Origin of the sequence: Pseudomonas sp. Irchel s3a12, assembly GCF_900187485.1 — a bacterium.
Taxonomy (GTDB): domain Bacteria; phylum Pseudomonadota; class Gammaproteobacteria; order Pseudomonadales; family Pseudomonadaceae; genus Aquipseudomonas; species Aquipseudomonas neuropathica.
In genome coordinates, this window is record NZ_FYDN01000010.1 from 89197 (window position 1) to 114332 (window position 25136).

The following is a 25136-nucleotide window of genomic DNA, read 5'->3' on the forward strand; positions in this document are numbered from 1 at the left end:
CTTCCTATATGAATAGATCTTCCGCGTTGCTCCTCGCTTTTGTCTTCCTCAGCGGCTGCCAGGCCTTGGCGCCCGTTTCGCCGGACGGTACGCCTTCGGTCGAAGACACCACGCCCGCGCCTGAAAAGCCCAAGGTTTACAGCTCGTTCAGCGAGGAAACCGTTTTCAGCCTGTTGAGCGCCGAACTCGCCGGCCAGCGCAATCGTTTCGACATTGCCCTGGATAACTACGTAACCCAGGCCATCAACACCCAGGATCCGGGTGTCTCCGAGCGTGCGTTCCGTATCGCCGAATATCTGGGCGCCGATCAACCGGCCCTCGATACCGCGCTGATCTGGGCGAAAAACGCCCCGGACGACCTCGAAGCGCAACGCGCCGCGGCCGTGCAACTGGCGCGTGCCGGGCGTTATGACGACTCGATGGTCTATATGGAGAAAGTCCTGCAGGGTAAGGGCGATACCCATTTCGACTTCCTCGCGCTGTCGGCCGCCGATACCGATCAGGAAACCCGTAACGGCCTGATGAAAAGTTTCGACCGTTTGTTGCAGCGCCATCCGAACAACAGCCAGCTGATTTTCGGCAAGGCCCTGTTGTTGCAACAGGACGGCGACAACAAAGCCGCACTGGCATTGCTCGAAGACCACCCGCCGGAAGAAGGCGAGATCGCCCCGATTCTGCTGCGCGCACGCCTGCTGCAATTGCTGAACCGTGGCGACGAAGCGCTGCCCCTGCTGCAAAAAAGCATCAAGAAGTACCCGGACGACAAACGCCTGCGCCTGACTTACGCGCGCATGCTGGTTGAGCAAGACCGCATGGACGACGCCAAGGCCGAGTTTTCCAGTCTGGTTCAGCAATACCCGGAAGACGACGAACTGCGTTACTCGCTGGCCTTGGTCTGCCTGGAAGCCAAGGCCTGGGACGAGGCCAAGGGTTATCTGGAAGATTTGATCGCCCGCGAAAGTCACGTCGATTCGGCGCACCTGAACCTCGGTCGCATCGCTGAAGAGCGCAACGACCCGCAAGGCGCCCTTATCGAATACGCCCAGGTTGGCCCGGGCAATGATTATCTGCCGGCGCAATTGCGTCAGGCCGATATCTTGATGAACAACGGCAAGACCGCTGAAGCGCAGAGCAAACTCGCCGCCCAGCGCGACGAGCAACCGGATTACGCGATTCAGCTCTATCTGATCGAATCGGAAACCCTGTCGGCCAACAAACAGGACGACAAGGCCTGGAAAGTCTTGCAACACGCCTTGCAGCAATACCCGGACGACCTGAATCTGCTCTACACCCGGGCGATGCTCGCGGAAAAACGCAATGATCTGGCACAGATGGAAAAAGACCTGCGCCTGATCATCAAGCGCGATCCGGACAACGCCATGGCGCTTAACGCGCTCGGCTACACCTTGTCCGACCGCACCACACGCTACGCTGAAGCGAAAGCGCTGATCGAGCAGGCGCACCAGATCAATCCGGAAGACCCAGCCGTACTCGACAGCCTCGGCTGGGTGAATTACCGCCTGGGCAATCTGGATGACGCCGAGAAATATCTGCGTCAGGCGCTGGAGCGCTTCCCTGATCACGAGGTCGCCGCGCACCTCGGTGAAGTGTTGTGGACCAAGGGCAACCAGCGTGAAGCCAAACAAATCTGGGGCAAATTCCTCAAGGATCAGCCCGACAGCACCATTCTGCGCAGCACCATCAAGCGTCTGACCGGATCCGAGACTCTCTAACCCATGTTTTCGCGCCACGTTATTGTTTTCAGCTTCATCGCCCTGCTCGCCGGCTGCTCGGGTTTTGGTACCCGCGAATCGGTCGAGGGCCACGGCAGTCCGGCTCAATGGGCCGCTAACAAACAACAGCTGACCGGCCTTGATGGCTGGCAGATCGACGGCAAGATTGGCATCCGCGCGCCGAAAGATTCCGGTAGCGGCACGCTCTTCTGGCTGCAACGTCAGGACTATTACGACATTCGCCTGTCCGGCCCGCTGGGTCGTGGCGCCGCGCGACTGACCGGGCGTCCGGGCAAAGTGTCGCTGGAAGTCGCGAATCAGGGGCGCTACGAATCGCAGTCCCCGGAAGCCTTGCTCGAAGAACAGCTTGGCTGGAAACTGCCGGTGTCGAATCTGGCCTGGTGGGTGCGTGGCCTGCCCGCTCCAGACAGCAAAAGTCGCCTGAACCTGGACGCCGACAGCCGTCTGGCCAACCTGGAACAGGATGGCTGGAAGGTCGAATACACCGCTTACACCGAACAAAACGGTTACTGGTTGCCCGAGCGCATCAAACTGCACGGCACTGACCTCGACGTGACGCTGGTGATCAAGACCTGGCAACCGCGCAAGTTGGGGCAGTAACCCATGACCGCTGCACGCCTGACCCTGCCGTCGCCGGCCAAACTCAACCTGATGCTGCACATTCTCGGTCGCCGTGAAGACGGTTATCACGAGTTGCAGACGCTGTTTCAGTTTGTCGATTACGGCGATGAAATCACTTTTGCCGTGCGTGATGACGGTGTGATTCAACTGCACACCGAGTTCGCCGGCGTGCCGCATGACAGCAACCTGATCGTGCGTGCAGCAAAAATGCTCCAGCAACAGTCCGGTTGCACGCTCGGCATCGATATCTGGATTGATAAAGTCCTGCCCATGGGCGGCGGCATCGGTGGCGGCAGTTCGAACGCGGCGACGACTTTGCTCGGCCTTAATCATTTGTGGCAGTTGAGCTGGGATGAAGATCGCCTGGCCGCACTGGGCCTTTCGCTGGGGGCCGACGTACCGGTTTTCGTCCGTGGCCACGCGGCGTTTGCCGAGGGCGTGGGCGAGAAACTCACCCCCGTGGATCCCGAAGAACCGTGGTATCTGGTGCTCGTGCCGCAAGTCTCTGTAAGTACGGCAGAAATTTTTTCCGATCCTTTGTTGACACGTAACACGCCGCCCATTAAAGTGCGCCCCGTTCCCGAGGGAAACAGTCGAAATGACTGCTTGCCGGTGGTTGCAAGGCGTTATCCAGAAGTACGTAACGCATTGGATTTGTTAGGTAAATTTACCGAAGCAAAGCTCACCGGAACTGGAAGTTGTGTGTTTGGGGGCTTCCCAAGCAAAGCTGAAGCTGATAAAGTCTCGGCCCTTCTGACAGAGACCCTTACAGGGTTTGTAGCCAAAGGCAGCAACGTTTCGATGTTGCACCGCAAGCTGCAAAGTCTGCTCTAAAGGAACCAAGTGCACGGCACTTGATGCAACAGATACAGGGGCGTCGCCAAGCGGTAAGGCAGCAGGTTTTGATCCTGCCATGCGTTGGTTCGAATCCAGCCGCCCCTGCCATTTTCTATACTCATCCAGGTTACCCTCAGCCTCTAGGTACTGCGCGTGTCCAAGATGATGGTCTTTACGGGGAATGCTAACCCCGATCTGGCTCGGCGTGTTGTACGTCAGCTGCATATCCCTCTCGGTGACATCTCTGTCGGTAAGTTCTCCGACGGCGAAATTACTGCCGAGATCAATGAAAACGTTCGCGGTAAAGACGTTTTCATTATTCAGCCGACTTGCGCCCCGACCAACGATAACCTGATGGAACTGGTAGTGATGGCTGATGCCTTCCGCCGCTCCTCGGCTACTCGTATCACTGCTGTTATTCCTTATTTTGGTTATGCCCGTCAGGATCGCCGTCCGCGTTCCGCACGTGTGGCTATCAGCGCGAAAGTCGTTGCTGACATGCTTACCGTAGTCGGCATCGACCGTGTTCTCACGGTTGATCTGCATGCTGACCAGATTCAGGGTTTCTTCGATATTCCGGTAGATAACATCTACGGCTCCCCGGTTCTGGTGGATGACATTGAAGATCAGCGCTTCGAAAACCTGATGATCGTATCCCCGGACATTGGTGGCGTCGTGCGTGCACGTGCCGTTGCCAAATCCCTGGGCGTGGATCTCGGGATCATCGACAAACGCCGTGAGAAAGCCAATCACTCTGAAGTGATGCATATTATCGGTGATGTCGAAGGGCGTACCTGCATTCTGGTCGATGACATGGTCGATACCGCCGGCACTCTGTGCCACGCGGCCAAGGCCCTGAAAGAGCATGGCGCAGCCAAGGTCTTTGCCTACTGCACACACCCTGTGCTGTCGGGTCGGGCCATCGAGAATATCGAAAATTCCGTGCTGGACGAGCTGGTGGTGACTAACACCATCCCGCTGTCCGCTGCAGCACAAGCCTGTGCACGTATCCGTCAACTGGATATCGCACCGGTTGTTGCCGAAGCGGTTCGCCGCATCAGCAATGAAGAATCGATCAGCGCGATGTTCCGTTAAGGGCCCTGCCCTTCTCGAAATGTCTCGTTGACGAAAAGCGCCCCGCCCCGGCATTCCTGCCGGGGCGGGGCTTTTTTGCCCATACCGTGTTCGGCGCTGGTCGCAAACGCCACTCGGTCATGGCTATTTTGGAGATACAAAATGAACGATTTTACTCTGAATGCTGAAGTGCGTTCCGACCTGGGGAAAGGTGCGAGCCGCCGCCTGCGTCGTCTCGCCGCTCTGGTTCCAGCTGTTGTTTACGGTGGCGAAAAAGCCCCTGAATCCATCAGCATGCTGGCCAAAGAAGTTGCCAAACTGCTCGAAAACGAAGCTGCCTACAGCCACGTTATCGAACTGAACGTTGGCGGCAAAAAGCAGAACGTCATCATCAAAGCTCTGCAACGTCACCCGTCCAAGGGTCACGTTCTGCACGCTGACTTCGTACGCGTCGTAGCCGGTCAGAAACTGACCGCTATCGTGCCTGTGCACTTTGTTGGTGAAGAAGCTCCGATCAAGAAAGGCGGCGAGATCTCGCACGTCCTGAACGAAATCGAAGTAACTTGCCTGCCGAAAGATCTGCCTGAGTTCATCGAAGTCGACCTGTCGGCTCTGGAAATCGGCGCAATCGTCCACCTGTCCGACCTCAAAGCCCCTAAAGGCGTTGAGTTCGTTGCACTGGCTCACGGTGACGACAAAGCTGTTGCAAACGTACACGCTCCACGCGTTGCTCCAGAAGCTACCGAAGAAGGCGCAGCAGAGTAATTCACTCTGTTTAGCCTGAGTGAGCAAGTAACATCGCGGACTGGAACGTAGCGAGAAAGCGGGCGAGAACGCGGAGTTTACATCCATGGTAAATGAGCATTTTTCGTCCACTTTCGCCGCTTTGCCTGATTGCGGCGATGTTACTCACCACTCAAAGGAAGGGCCCCTATCGTGACTGCCATCAAACTGATCGTTGGCCTGGGTAATCCAGGCGCCGAATACGACCAGACCCGGCATAACGCAGGGGCCCTTTTTGTTGAGCGCATCGCCCACGCACAGAATGTGAATCTTGTGGCCGATCGCAAATATTTTGGCCTGACCGGGCGCTATTCGCATCAGGGTCAGGATGTTCGTCTGCTGATTCCCACCACTTACATGAACCGCAGCGGCCAGGCCGTGGCGGCACTCGCCGGTTTCTTCCGCATCAAGCCTGAAGAAATTCTGGTGGCGCATGACGAACTCGACTTGCCTCCGGGCGTTGCCAAGCTCAAGCAGGGCGGCGGCCATGGCGGTCACAACGGGTTGCGCGACATCATTGCGCAACTGGGCAATCAGAATACGTTCTACCGCCTGCGGCTTGGCATTGGCCACCCGGGCGTCGCCAGTATGGTTTCAAATTTCGTCCTGGGTCGTGCGCCACGCGCCGAACAGGAAAAACTCGATGCCAGCATCGACTTTGCCCTCGGCGTGCTGCCGGATATCCTCGCCGGTGAATGGAACCGCGCGATGAAAAACCTGCACAGCCAGAAGGCCTGACTCTACTCCGAGGGGAAACACCATGGGATTCAATTGCGGCATCGTCGGCCTGCCTAACGTCGGCAAGTCCACCCTGTTCAACGCCCTGACCAAATCCGGTATCGCGGCCGAGAACTTCCCCTTCTGCACCATCGAGCCGAACAGCGGCATCGTGCCGATGCCGGATCCGCGCCTGGAAGCACTGGCGGCCATCGTCAATCCGAAGCGCATCCTGCCGACCACCATGGAATTCGTCGACATCGCAGGCCTGGTGGCCGGCGCCTCGAAAGGTGAGGGCCTGGGCAACAAGTTCCTCGCCAACATCCGCGAGACCGACGCCATCGCTCACGTGGTGCGCTGCTTCGAAGACGAAAACGTGATCCACGTTTCCAACAGCGTCGACCCGAAACGCGACATCGAAATCATCGACCTGGAACTGATCTTCGCCGACCTCGACAGCTGCGAGAAGCAACTGCAGAAAGTTGCGCGCAACGCCAAGGGCGGTGACAAGGATGCAGTCGTTCAGAAAGCATTGCTTGAGCAACTGATCGCGCACTTCACCGAAGCCAAACCGGCGCGCAGCCTGATGAAGAACATGAGCGCTGACGAAAAGGCCGTGATCAAGGGCTTCCACCTGCTGACCACCAAACCGGTCATGTACATCGCCAACGTCGCTGAAGACGGTTTCGAGAACAATCCGCACCTGGACGTGGTTCGCGCCATTGCCGAAGAAGAAGGCGCGATGGTCGTTCCGGTCTGCAACAAGATCGAAGCGGAAATCGCCGAGCTCGATGACGGCGAAGAGAAGGACATGTTCCTCGAGGCCCTGGGCCTGGAAGAGCCTGGCCTGAACCGCGTGATCCGCGCCGGTTACGAAATGCTGCACCTGCAGACCTACTTCACCGCCGGTGTCGAAGAAGTCCGCGCCTGGACCGTCAAAGTCGGTGCCACCGCACCTCAGGCTGCCGGCGTGATCCACACCGACTTCGAGAAAGGCTTCATCCGTGCCGAAGTCATCGCCTACAACGACTTCATCCAGTACAAGGGCGAAGCCGGTACCAAAGAAGCCGGTAAATGGCGCCTGGAAGGCAAGGATTACATCGTCAAGGACGGCGACGTGATGCACTTCCGCTTCAACGTGTAAGCGTTACGCCCAAGAAAAAGCCGCGTTTGATACGCGGCTTTTTTGTGCCTGAAATTTATGCCTCAACACATTCCCCCTGTAGGAGTGAGCCTGCTCGCGATAGCGTTCTATCAGCTACAGATGTGCTGACTGACACACCGCTATCGCGAGCAGGCTCACTCCTACAATGGGAAATGCGTGAATCAGGCCTTTTTGGTACGCGGCAAGAAGATTGCCAACACGCCAAACAACGGCAGGAACGAGCAGAGGAAATACACGTACTCAATCCCGTGAATATCCGCCAGGTGCCCCAGCAACGCCGCGCCAATCCCGCCAAAACCAAACATCAAACCGAAGAACACCCCGGCAATCATCCCGACATTACCCGGCACCAGTTCCTGCGCGTACACCACAATCGCCGAGAACGCTGAAGCCAGAATGAAGCCGATCACCACGCTGAGAACGGTCGTCCAGAACAGATCGACGTGAGGCATCAGCAGCGTGAACGGCGCGACGCCGAGGATCGAGAACCAGATCACCGCCTTACGCCCGATCTTGTCGCCGATCGGCCCGCCAAAGAACGTGCCCGCCGCCACCGCACCGAGGAACAGGAACAGGTGCAACTGCGAACTGGCCACCGACAGGTCGAACTTCTCGATCAGGTAGAACGTGAAATAGCTCGTGAGGCTGGCCATGTAGAAATACTTGGAGAACACCAACAGCCCCAGCACCACCAACGCACTGGTCACCCTGCCCTTCGACAGCCCGTGAGTCGCTGCCTGACCGGCCTTGAGCTTGAACAGGTTCAAGTGATGGGCGTACCAGCGACTGATGCGGTACAGCACGAATAACGCAAACACCGCGAACAAGCCGAACCACGCCACGTTGGCCTGACCGAACGGAATGATGATCGCCGCCGCCAGCAACGGACCGAACGCAGAACCGGCGTTACCGCCGACCTGGAAGGTCGATTGCGCCAGACCAAAGCGTCCGCCCGAGGCGAGTCGTGCGATCCGCGAGGCTTCGGGGTGGAACGTCGAGGAACCGATACCGATGAGCGCCGCCGCCAGCAGAATCAAGGGGAAGCTGCCAACCATCGACATCATCACGATGCCAATCAACGTGCAAATCGACCCCGCCGGCAACAGCCAGGGTTTCGGATGCCGATCGGTGTGATAACCGACCCACGGCTGCAACAAAGATGCGGTCAGCTGAAAGGTCAGAGTAATCAGGCCGACCTGAGTAAAGGTCAGGCCGTAATTGGCCTTGAGCATCGGGTAGATCGACGGCAATACCGACTGGATCAGGTCGTTGATCAAATGCGCCAGCGCCACCGCGCCGATGATACGCATCACCAATGGGCTGCTTTGCGGAGCAGCGGGCGCCGAGGCAGCGGCGGTCTGAACGTTGCTGATAGCCATGAAAGTTTCCGGACAGCAGATGGGTGCACGCAGGCAGGTGCGTCAATGTGCCATTTTTCGGTGCGCCAGCGCCATCCCCTTAGCCAGCTAACTAACCAACTGAATCACAGATCAATTCCTGTCGGAGCTGCCGCAGGCTGCGATCTTTTGATCTTGATCTTAAAAACAAAGATCAAAAGATCGCAGCCTGCGTCAGCTCCTACAGGGGCAGGGTGTTCGGCAAGGTGATAGCGCAACGCCATGGTCTGAATCTTGCCTTGTTTCATCCCTTGAACGCGGGCGCCTTACAAAGGCGACCGACATTGGGAAGTTTCGCTACAGAGCCGGCCTACAGAGCGGGCGAGAGTGAACTTTCGAGGCCTTTTAGCAGGGCACAACATCAACGTCGAACGACCGCGATGCACGCCAATGGTGCGTGGTGTCCAGAGGAGTCATGAGGCATGCAGGCTTTCCTTTCACCGGGGATCAAATTGCTGGGGCGGTTTGGCTTCGCAGGTAAATTCCAGTTGTTGTTTCTGCTGTTCATTCTGCCGTTGGCCGGCAGCCTGTTGATGATTGGCCAGGACTATCGCGACAAGCTCAATCTGATTTCCGGCGAACGTGCCGGCGTGCGTCAGTTGCTCGCGCTGGATGCGCTGGACAACCTGCTCGCCGCCCAACGTGACCGCGCCGCGCGTTGGCGCGCCACGGAAACCAATCGCCAACCGACGCCGGCCACCCTCGCCGCCATGGGCGCATTCGACGCGGTGCAACCGGCGGTTCTGCAAGCCACCACCGATTTAGGCGCTGCGCTGAAAAATGAAGGCGCCGAGGGGGAAACACTCACCCGCTATCAAGCGCTGCAAACCGCGCTCAACGGCCTGGACTCGAAAAGCCTCAGCGGTGTCGGTTGGTGGCCGGACGGTTACGACCGTTTCACCAACGCCCTCAGCGCCCTGCAAGCGTTGCGCGAGCAGATCGTCATGGACAATCGCCTGACCCTCGCGCCGTGGCTGGAAACCTATCTGCTCACGCAGATCTCCACGCAACACGCCCCGGACCTGATCGAACGCGTTGGACGCCTTGCCGCCGTCGGCCAGGCCTCGGTCGTCTCCGGCCAATTCACCCTGCAAAGCCGTTTGCAGTTGCGCGACCTGCGCAGCCGCATCGGTGACGCCCGCGAGCAACTGGTCAAAACGGCCACGCTGCTCGAAGCACGTCTGCCGCAAGATCAGCAGAGCTGGGCCAGCCAATACCACGACAGCCTCAAAAACCTCGACAGCGGTCTGAAGGTGTTGGACGACGGCGTGTTCGGCGGCTCTATCAATCTCAAACCCGAAGAGTTCGAACGCAGCCTCGATGCGCTGCTGACCGACCTAGCCTCACTGCGCCAGCAATCGCTGGTGTCGCTGGATCAACGACTCGATGCCTACCACAGCTCGGCGATTCGTCAGTTCATCATCGTCGCGGCGATTTTCGGCTGCCTGCTGCTCGCGGCGTTGTACCTGTTTGTCTGCCTGCAAGCCTCGATCCGTCGCAGCGCCAGCGGCATCACCCTACTCGCCGAAGCCCTGCGCGATGGCAATCTGAGTTTGCAAGTGCCGGTCGTGGGTCGTGATGAACTCGCGGCGATCAGCACTGCACTCAACGTGGCCGTGGTGCAACTGCGTAGCAGCATGCTTGGCGTCGATCACGAGACTTCACAACTGAGCAACGCCGTGCGCAGTCTCAACGAGCATTCCAGCGGCGCCCTCAGTGAAGTCGAAGCGCAGCAATTGCAGATCAGCCAGATCGCCGCTGCTGCCACGCAATTGGCCGCGACCTCGCAAGGCGTGGCGCAAAGCTGCGAACAGGCCTCCGGCAGCGCTCAGCACACCCGGCGCATTGCCGCTGACAGCAGCCGCGATAGCCAACGCACTACGGCAAGTATTCAGCAGCTCAATCAGCGTTTGAACGAAACTGCAGCGGCACTCGGTCGGGTCAGTGAACAAGGTCAGCAGATTCAATTGGTGGTCGACACCATTCGCGGTGTTGCCGAACAGACCAACCTGCTCGCGCTCAACGCAGCCATTGAAGCCGCACGCGCCGGTGAACAGGGTCGCGGCTTTGCCGTGGTCGCCGACGAGGTGCGCAGCCTGTCGCAACGTACACAGTCGTCAACTGCGCAGATCGCCGGTACGGTCGACAGTTTGCGCGCAACGGTCAACGAAGCCGTGAGTTTGATGGAAGCTGCCTGCGGCCAGGCGCAAACCGATGCCGAGTCAGTCACCGGTCTCGGTGAACGTTTGGGTGAAATCGCCAGCGCCGTGCAAAGCGTTACCGACACGTTGGCGCAGATCGCCACGGCGGTTGAGGAACAGGCGAGCACCGCCGACGAAGTCAGCGGCAATATCCAGCAGGTCGATCAGGCGGCCGTGCGTCTGCTCGAAGGCGCACGCGCGGTGAACCTTGCGGCGGATACCCTGAGTCAGGGCAGCCACGCCTTGAGCGCCAATACGGCAAGATTTCAGCTGCGTTGATGCCCCGCCCGGCCCGGATTTTCCGGGCTGGAGGATAAGCGGTTGAAAATAAGAAGAAATATTTTAAATTTACGCTTGACGCTTTTCCATTTCAGGGGAATAATGCGCGCCACTTGGCTACATAGCTCAGTTGGTTAGAGCATAGCATTCATAATGCTGGGGTCCGGGGTTCAAGTCCCTGTGTAGCCACCAAGTACTAAAAACGGCTTACCGAAAGGTAGGCCGTTTTTTTATGCCTGCAATAATCCCCCCTCCGGCTCCCCACCTACAGAAGGCCTTTCTTCAGCCCTTTCGATTGGATCAGTGCTTACAGTTTGCACTTCGCCTTTTTTCACATAAGCCAATATCAAATTCAAGATAATGCCTTCCTCACAATCAGGCTTTTAGCCAAGTAATACCGGCCTCGCCCGCCACAAAATTCAAGATAATCAAAAGCGCTATTTGAGAAAAAACGCCGCTATCCCTTGAGGGTTAGCGGCGTGTTTTCCTACGCAAATAGCGTTGCGGCTTTACTCGGACGATTCATCTATTCCGCTGTAATCACCAGACACCCTTTCATCACACGCACTTTGACGTTCTCGTTCACCTCGAATCCCGCCTGCCGCAACCACAGCCCGCGAAGCCTGATCCAGGGCACCGGTTTGGCGGAGCTGTAGGATTTTTCCTTGGTGTGGACGGGGTAAAAATCAGCGGCGATTTTCAGCCGGCGTTCAGTGATGGGGGGTTGATGACGTATGATTGGTTTTAGCCATGATTAGCTCCTGTCTAGCTGCTTTTGGTTAGCGGGGCCAGGGTGTTCGTGCACCTTGGTTCCGCGTTCTTTGGGTTACTTCAAACTTCTTTTTCTTCGTTGCTCGTTTTGGTCGCTGCCTGCGCGATCAGCGCGTCGAGCATCTGCGCAATGACCTTCTGTTGGACCTTCGAAAGTTCATTGATGGACTGCAGCCGTCGATACCACGTCGAGGTCAAGCTGCGTCTGGGCCTCTCCGTGTACGAGGGAACGCCGAGCAGGTCTTCAACAGGCACGCGAAGCGCAAATGCCATCTTCACCAGTGTCGTGACCGGCATGCTGCGAGTGCCCTCCTCGTAGCCCTGAAAGGTTTGCCGGGAAAGACCTAAAGCCCGTGCAAACCGAGTCTGTGTTATCTCGTGAACTGTGCGTAAGTGAGCAATGCGACTGCCCATCGCCACCAGAAAATCGCGGTCCTCATTGGAAACACTCATGACAATGGCCGACTGAACATAGAGTTGAATGGCAACGGACTCATCCTTTTCATCTGAAATCCATCCTGGAAAAAACGATAAAAACCATCCTCAGGTAAGGGCGCGTAAGTTGTCGACCTGAAAAATCTGTAGGAAAAATGCAGAGCAACCGCCAAGTTGCGGCGAGGTACTACAGGCGCGAAATGCCTTTTCAGCAAGCCAACGCCGACAACCCTTTCGCCCAGATTTGCCGAGTGCGCAAACCGACCATCGCCCGCCAATCCGGATCAGTTGGATAGAACTGCTCAAGCAGATTCAGTTTGATCTCGCGCCCTATCGCATCCAGCGGATCACCGTGCAAATGCAGCCACTGGTCATCACGCAAATGCCGATGCACATCCGGCCCCGGATAAGTCCCGCACTCGATCACGAACGGCATCAATTGCACGTCCGGCAATGCATTAAGCAACGCCTGTGAGGTGTAACCGGTGGCAGTCGCGGCCACTCCGGTTTCGCTCAAGGTGTCGGCGCCGGTGTGCAGGGTGTAAAGCCAAGAGCCATAAATTGCCTGGGCCTGCGCGAGTGCCGGGTAAGGCGCCTGGGTGATGGTCAGCAACATCGGATGACCGTATTCGCCAGCACCGGTGTGCAGGTCAAAACACATCACGGTTTCAGCGCCAGCCAGATGCGTTTTGATGATTTGGTGCAAGGTGCGATTCGACCAGCTCGGCGCGCGGCCGCCGTAAAACAGTCCGTCGGGATGGCTGTGTTGACCACCCTCGACAATCGACATCACCGCCGGCCAGCCGTGTTCGTTGATTTGCGCATCGAGCAAGGCATCCGCACGTTGGCGCTCGGGGCCGTGCAAATCGGTGCAGGCGTAGATTTCATGCAGTGCGGCGTATGCGCGGTTATCCGGTAGCGGCCCGGTGAAATCCAGATGATTGCGGTTGAGGTCGATGTTGTCTTCGTTGACCCGGCGTAACCACGCCGTGCCCCATGGGTTGATCAGGTGAGCCATGACCACCGCGACATCCTTGGGCAGCGAACCAGGTTCGAAGGTTTTCAGCCATTCGATCTGGCAGTCCGAGCCGTAATAGCCCTCAACACCGTGCGTACCGCTGAGCGCTACCAGTCGGCGTTTGGCCTGTGGATCGCCGAGCACGGCGACGTCGGTGCTCAGGGGTTCGCCAAAGGGGCCGCAGCGTGGATGGGCGTACGAGGTGAGCGTGGCACCGGCGGCGTTAGCGGCGGCGATGAACTGTTCGCGTTGATCGCGGTAGCTGGATTCGGTGGGGAACTCGCTGTGCATATCGGTCTCTTGTTGATCTTGTAATTGTAGGAGTGAGCCTGCTCGCGATAGCGTTATCACATTCAACATCATTGCTGACTGACCCACCGCTATCGCGAGCGGGCTCACTCCTACAGGGGACGTGTGCGGTCGGTCGATTGCGGTTGACCCTAGCGAACATCCGCCCTGAAAAGAAAGACAAAAATGCCCATCGGTTTGCGTCGCGACCGAGCGGTCGATAAAGTCCCTGAGACTTTTATCCCACGGACGGAGAGCCCGCGTGTTTTCAGCCTTGCCCTTGAGCCGCTTTCGCCTGCCAGCCCTGACGCTGATCATCAGCGCCCTGACCCTCACCGCGTGCAACGCCCCGCCCTCCTCGACTTTGCCGCTGGCCCCGGAAGCCGCTTCCGGTTTCCGCACCGATCTGCAAACCCGTCACGCCAGCAAACACATGGCCGCCGCTGCCAATCCTCTGGCTGCTGAAGCCGGGCGCGAGATGCTGCGTCAGGGCGGTTCGGCGATTGATGCGGCGATTGCGATGCAAGCGGTGTTGACGCTGGTTGAGCCGCAGTCGTCCGGGATCGGTGGCGGCGCGATGATCGTGTTGTGGGACGGTAAACAGGTGCGCACATATGACGGTCGCGAAACCGCACCGGCCGGCGCCACCGAGAAGCTGTTCTTGCGTGCCGATGGCCAGCCGATGGCGTTCCCGCAGGCACAGATCGGCGGTCGCTCGGTCGGCACGCCTGGCGTGTTGCGCGCGCTGGAGATGGCGCATAAACAACACGGTCGCCTGCCGTGGGCGAAGCTGTTTGAACCGGCGATTAAACTGTCCGAGCAAGGCTTTGCCATTTCGCCGCGCCTGCATTCGCTGCTGGAATCAGATCCAGTCATTCGCCAGTCGCAGGACATGGCCAAGTATTTCCTGAACGCCGATGGCAGCGTCAAAGCCGTCGGCACGCGCCTGCAAAACCCGGCTCTGGCCGCAGTGCTCAAACGCATCGCCAACGAAGGTGCGGACGCACTGTACAAAGGCCCAATCGCCGAAGAAATCGTCGCCAAAGTGCAAGGCCACGCCAACCCCGGCAGCCTGTCGCTGAACGATCTGCAGCGCTATCAGGCCAAGGAACGCGCGCCGCTGTGCACCGACTACAAACGCTGGCAGGTCTGCGGCATGCCGCCACCGTCGTCGGGCGGGATCGCCGTGGCGCAGATTCTCGGCACGTTGCAGGCGCTGGAAACCCGCGATCCACGTCTTTCGCTGACACCGCTCAAACCGCTGAAGACCGATAAACCGGCCGGCATTGAACCGGATCCGCAGGCCGTGCATTTGATCGCCGAGGCCGAACGTCTGGCCTACGCCGACCGCGCGCAATACGTCGCCGACACCGACTTCGTGCCGGTGCCGATCAAAGGCCTGGTCGACCCGGGTTATCTGGCCAGCCGCGCCAGCCTGATAGGCGAACGCAGCATGGGCAGCGCCAAACCGGGCACGCCACCGGGTCTGCAGGTCGCCTACGCCCCGGACCGTTCGCCGCTGCGCATCTCCACCTCGCAAGTGGTCGCGGTGGATGACCTCGGCGGCGCGGTGTCGATGACCACCACCATCGAAGCCGCGTTCGGCTCGCACCTGATGGTTCAGGGTTTTCTGCTGAACAACCAGATGACCGACTTCTCGTTCATCCCTGAAGAGAACGGGCAGAAAGTCGCCAACCGCGTCGAACCGGGCAAACGCCCGCGTTCGTCGATGGCGCCAACGCTGATCTTCGATCGCCACAGCGGCGAATTCGTCGCCACGGTCGGCTCGCCGGGCGGTTCGCAAATCATCGAATACGTGGCGAAAACCACCGTCGGCCTGCTCGACTGGAACCTCGACCCGCAAAGCGCCATCAGCCTGCCCAACTTCGGCAGCCGCAATGGCCCGACCGAATTGGAACAAGGCCAGTTCAGCCCGGCGCTGATTCAGGCGCTGAAAGACAAAGGGCATGCGGTAAATGAAATCGACATGACCAGCGGCACCCAGGCCATCGTGCGGGTCAAGAATGCGCAGGGGAAAGCGTCGTTGGAGGGGGGCGCGGATCCACGGCGGGAAGGCGAAGCGTTGGGGGATTGAGGCTAGGACGCAAAACAAAAAAGGCTTACCGCGAGGTAGGCCTTTTGTTTGCAACTGATTTAACTCGGGACATTCCCCGGCTCAGCGATTAGCCACCAGATGCACCCCAAACAACAGATAGCATCCGCCCGCGAAGCGATCCAGCCATTGTCGCGAACGCTCATACACACCGGCGATCCGCCGACTGGCGAAGAACAGCGCCACGCAGCAATACCAACTGAACGACAACGTCGCCATGGTCAGCACCGCCAGCGCCAGCATCAGTGGCGGGATGTGAGCCGGCATGGCGGTGGCGAAGATGGTGGCGACGAACAGTGCGGATTTGGGATTGGTCATGTTGCCCAGAAAGCCCCGTCCGTAAGCGCCAAGCAACGTTTGCTCCGAGGTATCGAGCGTGCCTGGGACTATCGGCGCCTTGCGCTTGAACTGCTTGAGCCCGAGATAGATCAGGTAGCAACCACCGGCAATCTTGAAGCTCAAGTACAACGTTGGTGCGGCGCTGAACAGCGACTGAATGCCCAGGCCACCCGCCAGCCCCCACAACACGGTTCCGCTGGCCACGCCGAGCGCCGCGACTACACCGTGTCGGCGGGAGCGGCTGACCGCGAGTTGCGCGATGTTGAAGAAGTTCGGGCCGGGCGTGACCACGGCCACCGTCCACAACAGGGCCAACGACAGCAACGGCGCCAGATAACTTGAAAGGGAAAGATCCATGGGGCATGCGCCTGATCGGTTCGACGATGCCCTCTACCTTGCAACATCCGGTAATGTTTTGCCATCAGCCTTTATTCAGACCGCTAGCGTCTTACCATCCACCGCATCACCGATCTTGAGGAAATGCCCACCCGCCACGTGGTGCAACGTGCGCAAACCATCGTGCCCTTCGAAATGCCAGCGCCCGTCGCTGAACACACGCTCATCGGCATGGGCGGCGATGACTTCGGCGAGAAACAGGTCGTACTGCTCGTGATTGCGCGGCTCCGGGAGCAAACGGCATTCCAGCCAAGCGACGCAGCCGTCTAGCAAAGGTGCTTCGACTTGTTCGCCATTGAAGGTCTGTAAACCGTAAGCCTGAAATTTGTCTTGTCCCTGGGTTTGGGTGATGTCCAGACCCGACGTATTGCCGACGGTTTGCACGATGTCAGCCTGATTGACGCACGGGACGTTGAGCACGAAGGTGCCGGACGCTTCGAGCAACTGGCGGGTCCAGGTGGATTTGTCGAGGACAACGGCGACTTTCGGCGGTTCGAAATCCAGCGGCATCGCCCAGGCGGCAGCCATGATGTTGCGCTGGCCGTCGTGGGCGGCGCTGACCAGCACGGTCGGCCCGTGGTTGAGCAAACGGTAGGCTTTGTTCAGGGGCACCGGGCGGCGGTGGGAATCGCTCATGGGAATCTGCTCCGGGGAAAAGGAGCCGATTGTAGCGCCAGCATCGAAATACAGGCAGGTGAAAACTCTGTAGGAGCTGCGGCACGCTGCGATCTTTTGATCTTGATGTTGATCCTCGGAGTCAAGATCAAAAGATCGCAGCCTCGTTTCACTCGACAGCTCCTACAGAGGTTGTGTGCAGGTCAGTGGGAGAGTTGATTGGCAAACTGGCCCACTGCGTTGACGACCTTCTGCGCACCGTCCTGAATCTCGACAATCACTGTGCCCGCCTCTGCCGCCAGTGCCAGGCCTTGTTCAGCTTGAAGCTTGCCGTCGGTCATCAGGGCCACGGCGTTGCGTGCCATTTCCTGGTTCTGCCGCACCACGGTGACGATCTCTTCAGTCGCCTGACTGGTGCGCGACGCCAGTTGCCGCACTTCGTCAGCCACCACCGCAAAGCCTCGGCCCTGCTCGCCGGCACGGGCCGCCTCAATGGCAGCGTTGAGCGCCAGCAGGTTGGTCTGTTCGGCAATGCCGCTGATGGTTTTGACGATAGTGCCGATCACCTGCGACTGCTCGTTGAGTGCTTCGATACCCTCACCTGCGGCTTGCATGTGTCGCGACAGATCACGCATTACGTTTACTGCTTCAGTCACCACCGTGGTACCGCGCTGGGCGGTGCTGTCGGTTTGCTGCGAAGTGCTGTAGGCAATGCTCGCCGCGTCGGCGACGGCTTGCTCGCGGTTGACCTGATCGGTGATCACCGTGGCGAACTTCACCACTTTGTACAGCTTGTTGTTGGCATCGACCACCGGGTTGTAGGACGCCTCCAGCCACACCGTACGACCATGGCTGTCGACACGTTTGAAGCGCTCGGCCACGAACTCGCCATTGTTCAGACGACGCCAGAAATTCTGGTACTCGGCGCTGTTGTATTCCTCCGGGGTGCAGAACAGGCGGTGATGTTTGCCCTTGATCTGCGCCAGGCTGTAACCCATGCCGCTGAGAAAGCGATCGTTGGCGTTGAGCACATTACCGTTGAGGTCGAACTCGATTACCGCCGTCGAACGCACCAGCGCACCGATCAGGTTTTCGTGTTCACGCGAGGCTTCGATGGTGCGGGTCAGGTCGCTGGCGTAAAGCGAAATGTGCTTGATCCGCCCGTCCGAAGAACGCACCGGTTGCACGATCGAACGCAGCCACGCTTCCTCACCGTTGCCGCGCAACAGGCGCACGGCGCCGGCGAAATGCTCACCGCGGGTCATGGCGTTTTTGAAGCGGTGATGGAATTCGTCGGTCTTTACGTGGGCCGGGACGATATCTTCAATCGCTCGACCGATCAGGTCCTGGCTCTTGTAGAACATCTCGGTGAGGAAGTTCTGGTTGACCGATTGAATGCGCCCGTCAGCTTCTAGGCACAGCACCAGCATCTCGCTTTCCAGGCTTTCCTTCACCTGCACAAGGCTGGAGAGTTCTTCACGAAGAGCGGTCAGCTCTTGCTTCAGGCGTTTGTTGAACATGGGGAAGTACCGATGGGCAGGATAGAAAGCGGGATACAGCCTAGCCATCGGCCTTGAAAAGCTTTTCTGAAGAGCGTTTGCGACCCGTCGGTCAAAAATAGTTCGAGCGAACGCTGTCAGGCAGCTCCGGCCACCTGACATTGTCCTGTGCGCGGCATTCGCGCGCCAAAATACGCTGCCGTCAATAGCCCCACAACGCCCATCACCGCGCAGAACATCACACAGACCCACGGGCTCCACGGCATCAGACCGATCAGCAACAGCGGTGTAATGCTCGCCCACGCCGCGTAGGCAATGTTGTAGGTGAAGGAAATGCCGGACACGCGGATACGCGCGGGGAACAAGCCGACCATCACTGATGGCACAGCGCCGACGACACCGCACGCCAGACCAGCAATGGCATACGCAATGCCAATCCACTCGCCACCGCTGATCAGGCAGCCATAAAGCACACCGATACCCAATGGCAGCAGCAGACTGTAGAGCATGACCGTGCGCCAGGCACCGAGGCGATCAACCAACAGACCGGCAATCACACAGCCGATATTGAGGAAGACGATGCCCAACGCGCTGAGGGCGAAGGTGTGGCTGGCGGTCATGCCGAAGGTTTTCTGCATCATGGTCGGGGTGATGACGACGAACACCACTACCGCCGAAGTCAGCACGCAGGTCAGCAACATCGCTGGCAGCATCGCCAGTCGATGTTCGCGCAACACCGTACGCAGCGGCAGTTCGACCCGCGCCTCGCGTTGCGCCTCCATGGCCATGAACACCGGTGTTTCGCTCAACCAGCGCCGCAGGTAAACGCCGATCACGCCGAACACACCACCGAGCAGGAACGGATAACGCCAGGCGTAATCGAGGATTTCCGCCGGGGTGAAGACTTGCGCGAGGAACGTCGCGGTCAGCGCGCCGATCAGATAACCGAAGGTCAGCCCGGCCTGCAAAAAGCCCAACGCGTAACCACGATGGCCGGCCGGTGCGTGCTCGGCGACAAACACCCAGGCACTCGGCACCTCCCCGCCGACCGCCGCGCCCTGCAGGATGCGCAGCGCCAGCAACAGCAGCGGCGCGAAATAACCGATCTGGGCATAAGTCGGCATGATCCCGATCAGCAGGCACGGCAGCGCCATCATCAGGATGCTCAGGCTGAAGACTTTCTTACGCCCGAGTTTGTCGGCGAAATGCGCCATCAGAATCCCGCCCAGCGGCCGCGCCAAATAACCGGTGACGAAAATCCCGAAGCTTTGCAGCAGGCGCAGCCATTCGGGCATTTCCGGCGGGAAGAACAACTGGCTGAGGGTCAGGGCGAAGAATACGAAAATGATGAAATCGTAAATCTCCAGCGCCCCGCCAAGGGCCGCAAGGCCGAGGGTCTTGTAGTCGGAACGGCTGAACGGCACGGGTTTGGCCGTGGTTTGGGCGGTCATGGCAAAGAACTCTGGCAGGCAAAAAACCAAGGCGCCCATGGTCTACGTAAATGGGCTGGTGGACAACCCGTTAGACCATAGTCCCGGTTTTGCAAAAGCTGCTCACAAAGCATTGGCAGTTGAATTACTGTTAATGCCTGTCCTGCTAGGCGAACCACCATCGGCAAGTCATGCCGAGATACTTGTAGGAGTGAGCCTGCTCGCGATAGCGTCGATTCAGTCAATACAAGTGTTGAATGTAAGAAAGCTATCGCGAGCAGGCTCACTCCTACAGGGGATATGTGTTTCGTCCGCAAGACCACAATAACCATAAAAATCCGAGGTACTTCCTGTGGCCGTTGATATCGAAGATAGCCGCTCTGCGCGCTTTGCCCTGCGCTGTTCAAGCTTTGCCGAACGCTGGTTTCCCGACTCCTGGGTATTCGCCGCGCTGGCCGTGATCATCGTCGCCCTGGCCACCCTGGCCATGGGCGCGAAACCCACCGATGCGGCGATGGCGTTCGGCGACGGGTTCTGGAGCCTGATCCCGTTCACCATGCAAATGGCCTTCGTGGTAATCGGCGGCTACGTAGTCGCCAGCTCGCCGCCCGCCGTGAAACTGATTGATCGCTTGGCGCGTATCCCGAAAAACGGCCGTTCTGCCGTGGCGTGGGTTGCGTTGATCTCAATGGTCGCGTCGTTGCTCAACTGGGGCCTGTCGCTGGTATTCGGCGGTTTGCTGGTCCGCGCCCTCGCCCGCCGCACCGATCTGAAAATGGATTACCGCGCCGCCGGCGCCGCTGCCTATCTGGGCCTTGGCGCGGTGTGGGCGCTGGGTTTGTCGTCGTCGGCCGCGCAGTTGCAAGCCAACCCCGCCAGCCTGCCGCCGTCGATCCTGTCGATCACCGGGGTGATTCCGTTCACCGAAACGATTTTCCTCTGGCAGTCCGGCGTGATGCTGCTGGCGCTGATCGTGATCTCGATCATCATCGCTTACGCCACCGCCCCCGGGCCGAACTCAGCGCGCGACGCCAAGGCCTGTGGCATCGACCCGGCCTTCAACCTGCCACCGCTGCAACCGCGTACGCGTCCGGGTGAATGGCTGGAACACAGCCCGCTGCTGATCATCGTGCTGGTACTGTTGGCGGCGGGATGGCTGTTCCATGAGTTTTCAACCAAACCGGCGATCACCGCGATTTCCGGGCTGAACACCTATAACTTCCTGTTCATCATGCTCGGCGCCTTGCTGCACTGGCGGCCGCGCAGTTTCCTCGATGCCGTCGCCCGCGCCGTGCCGACCACCACCGGCGTGTTGATCCAGTTCCCGCTGTACGGCTCGATCGCCGCGCTGATGACCACGGTCAAAGGCACGGACGCGCAAACCCTGGCGCACCACATCTCAACGTTCTTCGTCAGCATCGCCTCCCACGACACTTATGCACTGTTGATGGGCGTGTACTCGGCGATTCTCGGTTTCTTCATTCCATCCGGTGGCGGCAAGTGGATTATCGAGGCGCCGTACGTGATGCAGGTCGCCAATGATCTGCAGTACCACCTCGGCTGGGCAGTGCAGATCTACAACGCGGCCGAAGCGCTGCCGAACCTGATTAACCCGTTCTACATGCTGCCGCTGCTCGGCGTACTCGGGCTGAAAGCGCGAGATCTGATCGGATTCTCCTTTGTGCAATTGCTGGTGCACACGCCGCTGGTGCTGCTGTTGCTGTGGGCGTTGGGGACGACGCTGGCGTATACGCCGCCAGTGATGCCTTAACCCAAGCGGGGCGCAGTCATGATGGCCGCGCCCCACACTTTTCTCCTGAAACAGCCCTGTGTCGGGCTGCCTGTCGCAAATAATGGCTCAGAGCCATCATCCTGCTTTACCGCATCGCTCCCTCGGTAATATTCTGCGCGCCCATAAATGTTTCCATTTTTTACCAAGCGCAAAGGGAGTTCGTTGCAATGATCGTAGGGATTGACCTGGGAACCACCAACAGCCTGGTCGCCGTCTGGCGTGGCGATGCCACCGAGTTGGTGCCCAATGCCCTGGGTCAGTTCCTGACACCGAGCGTTGTCGGCCTGGATGATCAGGGCCGGATTCTGGTGGGTCAGGCGGCGCGCGAGCGTCTGCACACGCATCCGCGCCTGACCGCGTCGCTGTTCAAGCGCCACATGGGCAGCGCCACGCAAACGTATCTGGCCGACAAAGCGTTTCGCCCGGAAGAGCTGTCCGCGCTGGTGCTCAAGAGTCTGAAAGAAGACGTTGAACGCGCCTATGGCGAAACCGTCACCGAAGCCGTGATCAGCGTCCCGGCCTACTTCAGCGACGCTCAACGCAAAGCCACGCGCATCGCCGGCGAACTGGCCGGGCTGAAGGTCGAGAAGCTGATCAACGAACCAACCGCCGCTGCCCTCGCCTATGGACTGCACCAGCGCGACAAGGAAACTTCGTTCCTGGTCTTCGACCTCGGTGGCGGCACGTTCGACGTGTCGATTCTGGAGCTGTTCGAAGGGGTCATGGAAGTGCGCGCCAGCGCCGGTGACAACTTCCTCGGTGGCGAAGACTTCGACACCGTGCTGCTGGAGCACTTCATCAGTCAGCACCGTTCGGCCGCCGACTTCCCTGAGCGCAGCAGCGTCATCCAGCCGCTGCGTCGCGAGGCCGAACGCGTGCGCAAGGCGCTGGGCCAGGACGACAGCGCCGAATTCCGCTTGCAGCTCGGTGAGCGGCAGTGGACGCAAACCATCACCCAGCAACAGTTGGCAACGCTGTACATGCCGCTGCTCGAACGCCTGCGTGCGCCGATTGAGCGGGCGCTGCGCGATGCGCGCATCCGCGTCAGCGATCTGGACGAAATTCTGTTGGTCGGCGGCACCACGCGCATGCCGCTGGTGCGCAAACTCGCTGCTGGGCTGTTCGGCCGCTTCCCGTCGATCACCCTCGACCCGGATCAGGTCGTGGCACAGGGCGCGGCGATTCAAGCGGCACTCAAGGCTCGCGCTGCAGCGCTGGAAGAAGTGGTGTTGACCGATGTCTGCTCCTACACGCTGGGCATCGAGACCTCCACACAGGTCGGCCGCAACTATGAGAGCGGCCACTACCTGCCGATCATCGAGCGCAACAGCATCGTCCCGGTCAGTCGGGTGAAAACCGTGTACACGCTGCACGACAATCAGGAGCAAGTGATCGTACGGATCTTTCAGGGCGAAAGCCGCCTGGTCAAAGACAACGTGGCACTCGGCGAACTGGACATCAAGGTGCCGAAACGCAAAGCCGGCGAAGTCGCTCTCGATGTGCGTTTCACCTACGACAACAACGGCCTGCTCGAAGCCCAGGTAAAGATTCCCCTGACCGGGCAACAGCATTCGCTGGTCATCGAGAACAACCCGGGCGTGCTCTCGCCCGAGGAGATCCAGCAACGCCTGCAGAACCTGGCACAGCTGAAGATTCATCCCCGCGAGCAGCAGGTCAACACGCTGTTGACTGCACGTCTGGAGCGCCTCTATCAGGAAAGCTTGGGCGATATGCGTGATCTGATGGGCGATTGGGCCAAGCAATTCCAGATCGCGCTCGACTCTCAGGATGAGCGCCAGATCCGTGAAGTGCGCACCGACTTGAGCCGACGCCTGAGCGAACTTGATCGCACTCCGTGGCAATAAGGAGCCTGGCCATGGATTGCTGGTCGGTGCTGCACCTGCACGATGAAGCCGAAGCCCGCGACATTAAACGCGCCTATGCGCGTCTACTGAAAACCTTCCGTCCCGATGAGGATGCCGAAGGTTTCCAGCGCTTGCGCGAAGCCTACGAACAAGCGCTGGCGATTGCCCGGTGGCGCCTTGAAAACGCTGAGCCTGCGGACGAAGAAGACGTCGCCGTGGCCACGGCTTCCAGCGCCTTTGCCGCACTGGCACTCGATGCTGCGCTGGCAAACAACCACAGCCACCTGCAAAACACCGCGTGGGATTTTGCCGATCTCGACTTTCCGCCCGTCAACCCGGCAGCCCCCGAGCCTTTTGCGCCGCCGGCGAAGGATGATGTTTTGCCTGTCGAGCCACTGACGGCGGCCACGGACACAGAGGCGTATGCGCTTGAAGCGCAGGCCGCACGGCAACTGCTTGAGGGGCTGTCGCCCGAAAATCTCGACGAGCGTTGGGATCAGGCGCAACAGCAAGGCTGCGCCAAGGCCTTCGAAAGGCTGTTACTGCAGTTGTGTTTTGAACAGACACAACTGCGCAGCCCGGTGCTGAACTGGGCCGTCGAGCAACTTGGATGGTTGGGGCCGTGGCAGGACGTGTTGATGAATGATCGTCAGCATGAGGTTCTCGCCGAGAATCTGATGGCCGACTATCGAGACAACCTGCAAGCGCTGCTCGAAGGCCAGAGCGAGCGCGAATTCCTCAACGTGCTCAAACGCTACAGCGCCCAACCGTGGTTGCAGGTTTTCGATCGCCGCGAACAATGGCAGCAAACCCTGCTGCACTTGCTCAATGACAGCGAGTGGAGTGTGCCGCTGTTCGACCGCATCGGCCAACTGTTCGGCTGGGATCACAACAAAGGCCTGCACCCGCAACCGAACTGGCTTTGGGACACGTTGATCGAACGCTGCGATCAGGAAAGTTTCTACGACAATCTGCGCGTCAAGGCGGAAAGCGACCGGATGTCGGCGGCCGACGTTCAGGCGGCGCATCTGTTGATCAACCCGCTCAAGCCCCTGCAGCAAAAGAAGGTGACAGACGTCTTTGGGAGGGATGAATGGAAGGCCTGTTACGAACTCTCGAATAAACTCAAATGGCGTTTTCCCGACCTGCTCGCCCGGTTGCCCTACGCCGATGTTTTCTTCTGGCGGCGTTTCCTTCCACGTCCCATCGCCGCCGAAACCTGGGTGCGGTTATGGACCGCGATTGCCTTGGCGCTGTGCCTGTTCTATCTGCCGTCCCCACAAAAAACCGCTATGGACCTCGTCTTCATTCCGATGATATTTGCCTGCGTGCCGGTCTGGTTTTTTCGCATTGCACTGAGTTGGTGGGTGGTGCTCACGGCCCACGTGGTCCTGCCGGACCTGTGGCTCACCGAGTGGCTGATTCCACGTAAATGGAACCCGTACACGCGATGGCTGGTGATACGCCACGGGGTTCCGCAGGGGGTCATGCTGCTGCTGTTTTCGCTGCTGCTCGGCCCGCTGGGGGCGCTCACTTACGTTGGCACGATCCTGATCGGGCGGGTAGACAAACGCCGTATCGGTTCGCTCGATCCAGTGCTGAGCAGCCGCCGCCCTTGGCTGACCGCGCTGCACTGGGCGCATTTCAGTCCGCTGCAATTGCTGTTTCTGGTGGTGATGATTGCGATCATGGCGGCCAGCCGACTCGGTTACTCGCTCACTCAATTCATGCCTGGCTAATCCTGCTG

The 25136-nt window shown here is 59.2% G+C and carries 21 protein-coding genes, 2 tRNA genes and 1 pseudogene; 14 read left to right on the plus strand and 10 right to left on the minus strand.

The genetic code is table 11. The features are described 5' to 3' along the window. Positions 1–8: 8 nt before the first annotated feature. The 8 genes from CKW14_RS17895 (at position 9) to ychF (ending at position 6930) form a co-directional block, all read left to right on the plus strand. Entirely contained in the window at positions 9–1733 is a 1725-nt protein-coding gene (locus CKW14_RS17895) for a tetratricopeptide repeat protein (protein WP_095050605.1), read from the plus strand. A gap of 3 nt (positions 1734–1736) precedes the next feature. Continuing rightward, positions 1737–2354, plus strand: coding sequence for a lipoprotein insertase outer membrane protein LolB (lolB, locus tag CKW14_RS17900; protein WP_095050604.1), 618 nt, complete (start codon positions 1737–1739; stop codon positions 2352–2354). 3 nt (positions 2355–2357) lie between these two features. Beyond that, a complete protein-coding gene (gene ispE, locus CKW14_RS17905) occupies positions 2358–3209 on the plus strand; it encodes a 4-(cytidine 5'-diphospho)-2-C-methyl-D-erythritol kinase (protein WP_095050603.1) in 852 nt (283 codons plus the stop codon). Positions 3210–3245: 36 nt separating this feature from the next. Then, a tRNA-Gln gene (locus CKW14_RS17910) sits at positions 3246–3320 on the plus strand. A 45-nt stretch (positions 3321–3365) separates the two neighbouring features. Next, a complete protein-coding gene (locus CKW14_RS17915; protein WP_003171603.1) occupies positions 3366–4307 on the plus strand; it encodes a ribose-phosphate pyrophosphokinase in 942 nt (313 codons plus the stop codon). A gap of 141 nt (positions 4308–4448) precedes the next feature. Continuing rightward, positions 4449–5051, plus strand: coding sequence for a 50S ribosomal protein L25/general stress protein Ctc (locus tag CKW14_RS17920; protein ID WP_095050602.1), 603 nt, complete (start codon positions 4449–4451; stop codon positions 5049–5051). 171 nt (positions 5052–5222) lie between these two features. Continuing rightward, positions 5223–5807: an aminoacyl-tRNA hydrolase gene (gene pth / locus CKW14_RS17925; protein ID WP_008079560.1), complete on the plus strand. Its 585-nt coding sequence runs from the start codon at positions 5223–5225 to the stop codon at positions 5805–5807. 22 nt (positions 5808–5829) lie between these two features. Next, positions 5830–6930, plus strand: coding sequence for a redox-regulated ATPase YchF (ychF, locus tag CKW14_RS17930; protein ID WP_007912904.1), 1101 nt, complete (start codon positions 5830–5832; stop codon positions 6928–6930). A gap of 182 nt (positions 6931–7112) precedes the next feature. Here ychF and CKW14_RS17935 read toward each other — a convergent pair whose 3' ends face one another. Together CKW14_RS17935 and CKW14_RS29995 are read right to left on the minus strand one after the other, a co-directional pair. Next, positions 7113–8330 carry an MFS transporter gene (locus tag CKW14_RS17935; RefSeq protein WP_095050601.1) on the minus strand — a complete coding sequence of 406 codons (1218 nt, stop codon included), beginning with the start codon at positions 8328–8330 and terminating at the stop codon, positions 7113–7115. 104 nt (positions 8331–8434) lie between these two features. After that, positions 8435–8572 (minus strand): hypothetical protein, encoded by a 138-nt coding sequence (locus tag CKW14_RS29995; protein WP_156685514.1) that lies wholly within the window; start codon positions 8570–8572, stop codon positions 8435–8437. A gap of 198 nt (positions 8573–8770) precedes the next feature. Here CKW14_RS29995 and CKW14_RS17940 point away from each other — a divergent pair, with 198 nt between their 5' ends. Together CKW14_RS17940 and CKW14_RS17945 are read left to right on the plus strand one after the other, a co-directional pair. Next, entirely contained in the window at positions 8771–10828 is a 2058-nt protein-coding gene (locus CKW14_RS17940; RefSeq protein ID WP_095125794.1) for a methyl-accepting chemotaxis protein, read from the plus strand. A gap of 115 nt (positions 10829–10943) precedes the next feature. Continuing rightward, positions 10944–11020 (plus strand) — tRNA-Met (locus tag CKW14_RS17945). A 334-nt stretch (positions 11021–11354) separates the two neighbouring features. Here the strand turns inward: CKW14_RS17945 and CKW14_RS30490 are convergent. The 3 genes from CKW14_RS30490 to CKW14_RS17960 form a co-directional block, all read right to left on the minus strand. Next, entirely contained in the window at positions 11355–11567 is a 213-nt protein-coding gene (locus tag CKW14_RS30490) for a SymE family type I addiction module toxin (protein ID WP_095125795.1), read from the minus strand. A gap of 92 nt (positions 11568–11659) precedes the next feature. Then, positions 11660–12052: a helix-turn-helix domain-containing protein gene (locus CKW14_RS17955; RefSeq protein ID WP_245398004.1), complete on the minus strand. Its 393-nt coding sequence runs from the start codon at positions 12050–12052 to the stop codon at positions 11660–11662. Positions 12053–12242: 190 nt separating this feature from the next. Continuing rightward, entirely contained in the window at positions 12243–13343 is a 1101-nt protein-coding gene (locus CKW14_RS17960; protein ID WP_095125796.1) for a DUF2817 domain-containing protein, read from the minus strand. Positions 13344–13602: 259 nt separating this feature from the next. Between CKW14_RS17960 and ggt the strand changes: the two genes are divergently transcribed. Further along, positions 13603–15435, plus strand: coding sequence for a gamma-glutamyltransferase (gene ggt, locus CKW14_RS17965; RefSeq protein WP_095125797.1), 1833 nt, complete (start codon positions 13603–13605; stop codon positions 15433–15435). Between the two features lie 81 nt (positions 15436–15516). Here ggt and CKW14_RS17970 read toward each other — a convergent pair whose 3' ends face one another. The 5 genes and pseudogenes from CKW14_RS17970 to CKW14_RS17985 all read right to left on the minus strand — a co-directional run bounded on the left by CKW14_RS17970 (position 15517) and on the right by CKW14_RS17985 (position 19753). Further along, positions 15517–16149 (minus strand): LysE family translocator, encoded by a 633-nt coding sequence (locus tag CKW14_RS17970; protein WP_095050595.1) that lies wholly within the window; start codon positions 16147–16149, stop codon positions 15517–15519. 75 nt (positions 16150–16224) lie between these two features. Then, positions 16225–16824 (minus strand): flavin reductase family protein, encoded by a 600-nt coding sequence (locus tag CKW14_RS17975; RefSeq protein WP_095050594.1) that lies wholly within the window; start codon positions 16822–16824, stop codon positions 16225–16227. 182 nt (positions 16825–17006) lie between these two features. Then, positions 17007–17567, minus strand: a complete 561-nt coding sequence (locus tag CKW14_RS30495) for a methyl-accepting chemotaxis protein (RefSeq protein WP_371748318.1) — start codon at positions 17565–17567, stop codon at positions 17007–17009. After that, a pseudogene (locus tag CKW14_RS30500) lies at positions 17547–18464 on the minus strand (PAS domain-containing protein); the annotation flags it as partial. The pseudogene CKW14_RS30500 and the gene CKW14_RS30495, both read right to left, overlap by 21 nt. Next, positions 18440–19753: an MFS transporter gene (locus CKW14_RS17985; RefSeq protein ID WP_095125799.1), complete on the minus strand. Its 1314-nt coding sequence runs from the start codon at positions 19751–19753 to the stop codon at positions 18440–18442. The gene CKW14_RS17985 and the pseudogene CKW14_RS30500, both read right to left, overlap by 25 nt. Before the next feature lie 331 nt (positions 19754–20084). On the opposite strand from CKW14_RS17985, the gene CKW14_RS17990 reads away from it, so the two are divergent. The 3 genes from CKW14_RS17990 to CKW14_RS18000 all read left to right on the plus strand — a co-directional run bounded on the left by CKW14_RS17990 (position 20085) and on the right by CKW14_RS18000 (position 25128). Then, positions 20085–21503, plus strand: coding sequence for a short-chain fatty acid transporter (locus CKW14_RS17990; RefSeq protein WP_007912940.1), 1419 nt, complete (start codon positions 20085–20087; stop codon positions 21501–21503). 188 nt (positions 21504–21691) lie between these two features. Beyond that, entirely contained in the window at positions 21692–23389 is a 1698-nt protein-coding gene (locus CKW14_RS17995) for a molecular chaperone HscC (protein WP_095125800.1), read from the plus strand. Positions 23390–23400: 11 nt separating this feature from the next. Then, positions 23401–25128 carry a J domain-containing protein gene (locus tag CKW14_RS18000; RefSeq protein WP_095125801.1) on the plus strand — a complete coding sequence of 576 codons (1728 nt, stop codon included), beginning with the start codon at positions 23401–23403 and terminating at the stop codon, positions 25126–25128. Positions 25129–25136: the final 8 nt, after the last annotated feature.

What these genes read in the sequence shown, in the direction of transcription:
- CKW14_RS17895 (WP_095050605.1), top strand. Translation starts at nt 9, where the DNA reads ATGAATAGATCTTCCGCGTTGCTCCTCGCTTTTGTCTTCCTCAGCGGC.
- lolB (WP_095050604.1), top strand. Translation starts at nt 1,737, where the DNA reads ATGTTTTCGCGCCACGTTATTGTTTTCAGCTTCATCGCCCTGCTCGCC.
- ispE (WP_095050603.1), top strand. Translation starts at nt 2,358, where the DNA reads ATGACCGCTGCACGCCTGACCCTGCCGTCGCCGGCCAAACTCAACCTG.
- CKW14_RS17920 (WP_095050602.1), top strand. Translation starts at nt 4,449, where the DNA reads ATGAACGATTTTACTCTGAATGCTGAAGTGCGTTCCGACCTGGGGAAA.
- ychF (WP_007912904.1), top strand. Translation starts at nt 5,830, where the DNA reads ATGGGATTCAATTGCGGCATCGTCGGCCTGCCTAACGTCGGCAAGTCC.
- CKW14_RS17935 (WP_095050601.1), bottom strand. Translation starts at nt 8,330, where the DNA reads ATGGCTATCAGCAACGTTCAGACCGCCGCTGCCTCGGCGCCCGCTGCT.
- CKW14_RS29995 (WP_156685514.1), bottom strand. Translation starts at nt 8,572, where the DNA reads ATGGCGTTGCGCTATCACCTTGCCGAACACCCTGCCCCTGTAGGAGCT.
- CKW14_RS17940 (WP_095125794.1), top strand. Translation starts at nt 8,771, where the DNA reads ATGCAGGCTTTCCTTTCACCGGGGATCAAATTGCTGGGGCGGTTTGGC.
- CKW14_RS17955 (WP_245398004.1), bottom strand. Translation starts at nt 12,052, where the DNA reads ATGAGTGTTTCCAATGAGGACCGCGATTTTCTGGTGGCGATGGGCAGT.
- CKW14_RS17960 (WP_095125796.1), bottom strand. Translation starts at nt 13,343, where the DNA reads ATGCACAGCGAGTTCCCCACCGAATCCAGCTACCGCGATCAACGCGAA.
- CKW14_RS17970 (WP_095050595.1), bottom strand. Translation starts at nt 16,149, where the DNA reads ATGGATCTTTCCCTTTCAAGTTATCTGGCGCCGTTGCTGTCGTTGGCC.
- CKW14_RS17975 (WP_095050594.1), bottom strand. Translation starts at nt 16,824, where the DNA reads ATGAGCGATTCCCACCGCCGCCCGGTGCCCCTGAACAAAGCCTACCGT.
- CKW14_RS17985 (WP_095125799.1), bottom strand. Translation starts at nt 19,753, where the DNA reads ATGACCGCCCAAACCACGGCCAAACCCGTGCCGTTCAGCCGTTCCGAC.
- CKW14_RS17995 (WP_095125800.1), top strand. Translation starts at nt 21,692, where the DNA reads ATGATCGTAGGGATTGACCTGGGAACCACCAACAGCCTGGTCGCCGTC.
- CKW14_RS18000 (WP_095125801.1), top strand. Translation starts at nt 23,401, where the DNA reads ATGGATTGCTGGTCGGTGCTGCACCTGCACGATGAAGCCGAAGCCCGC.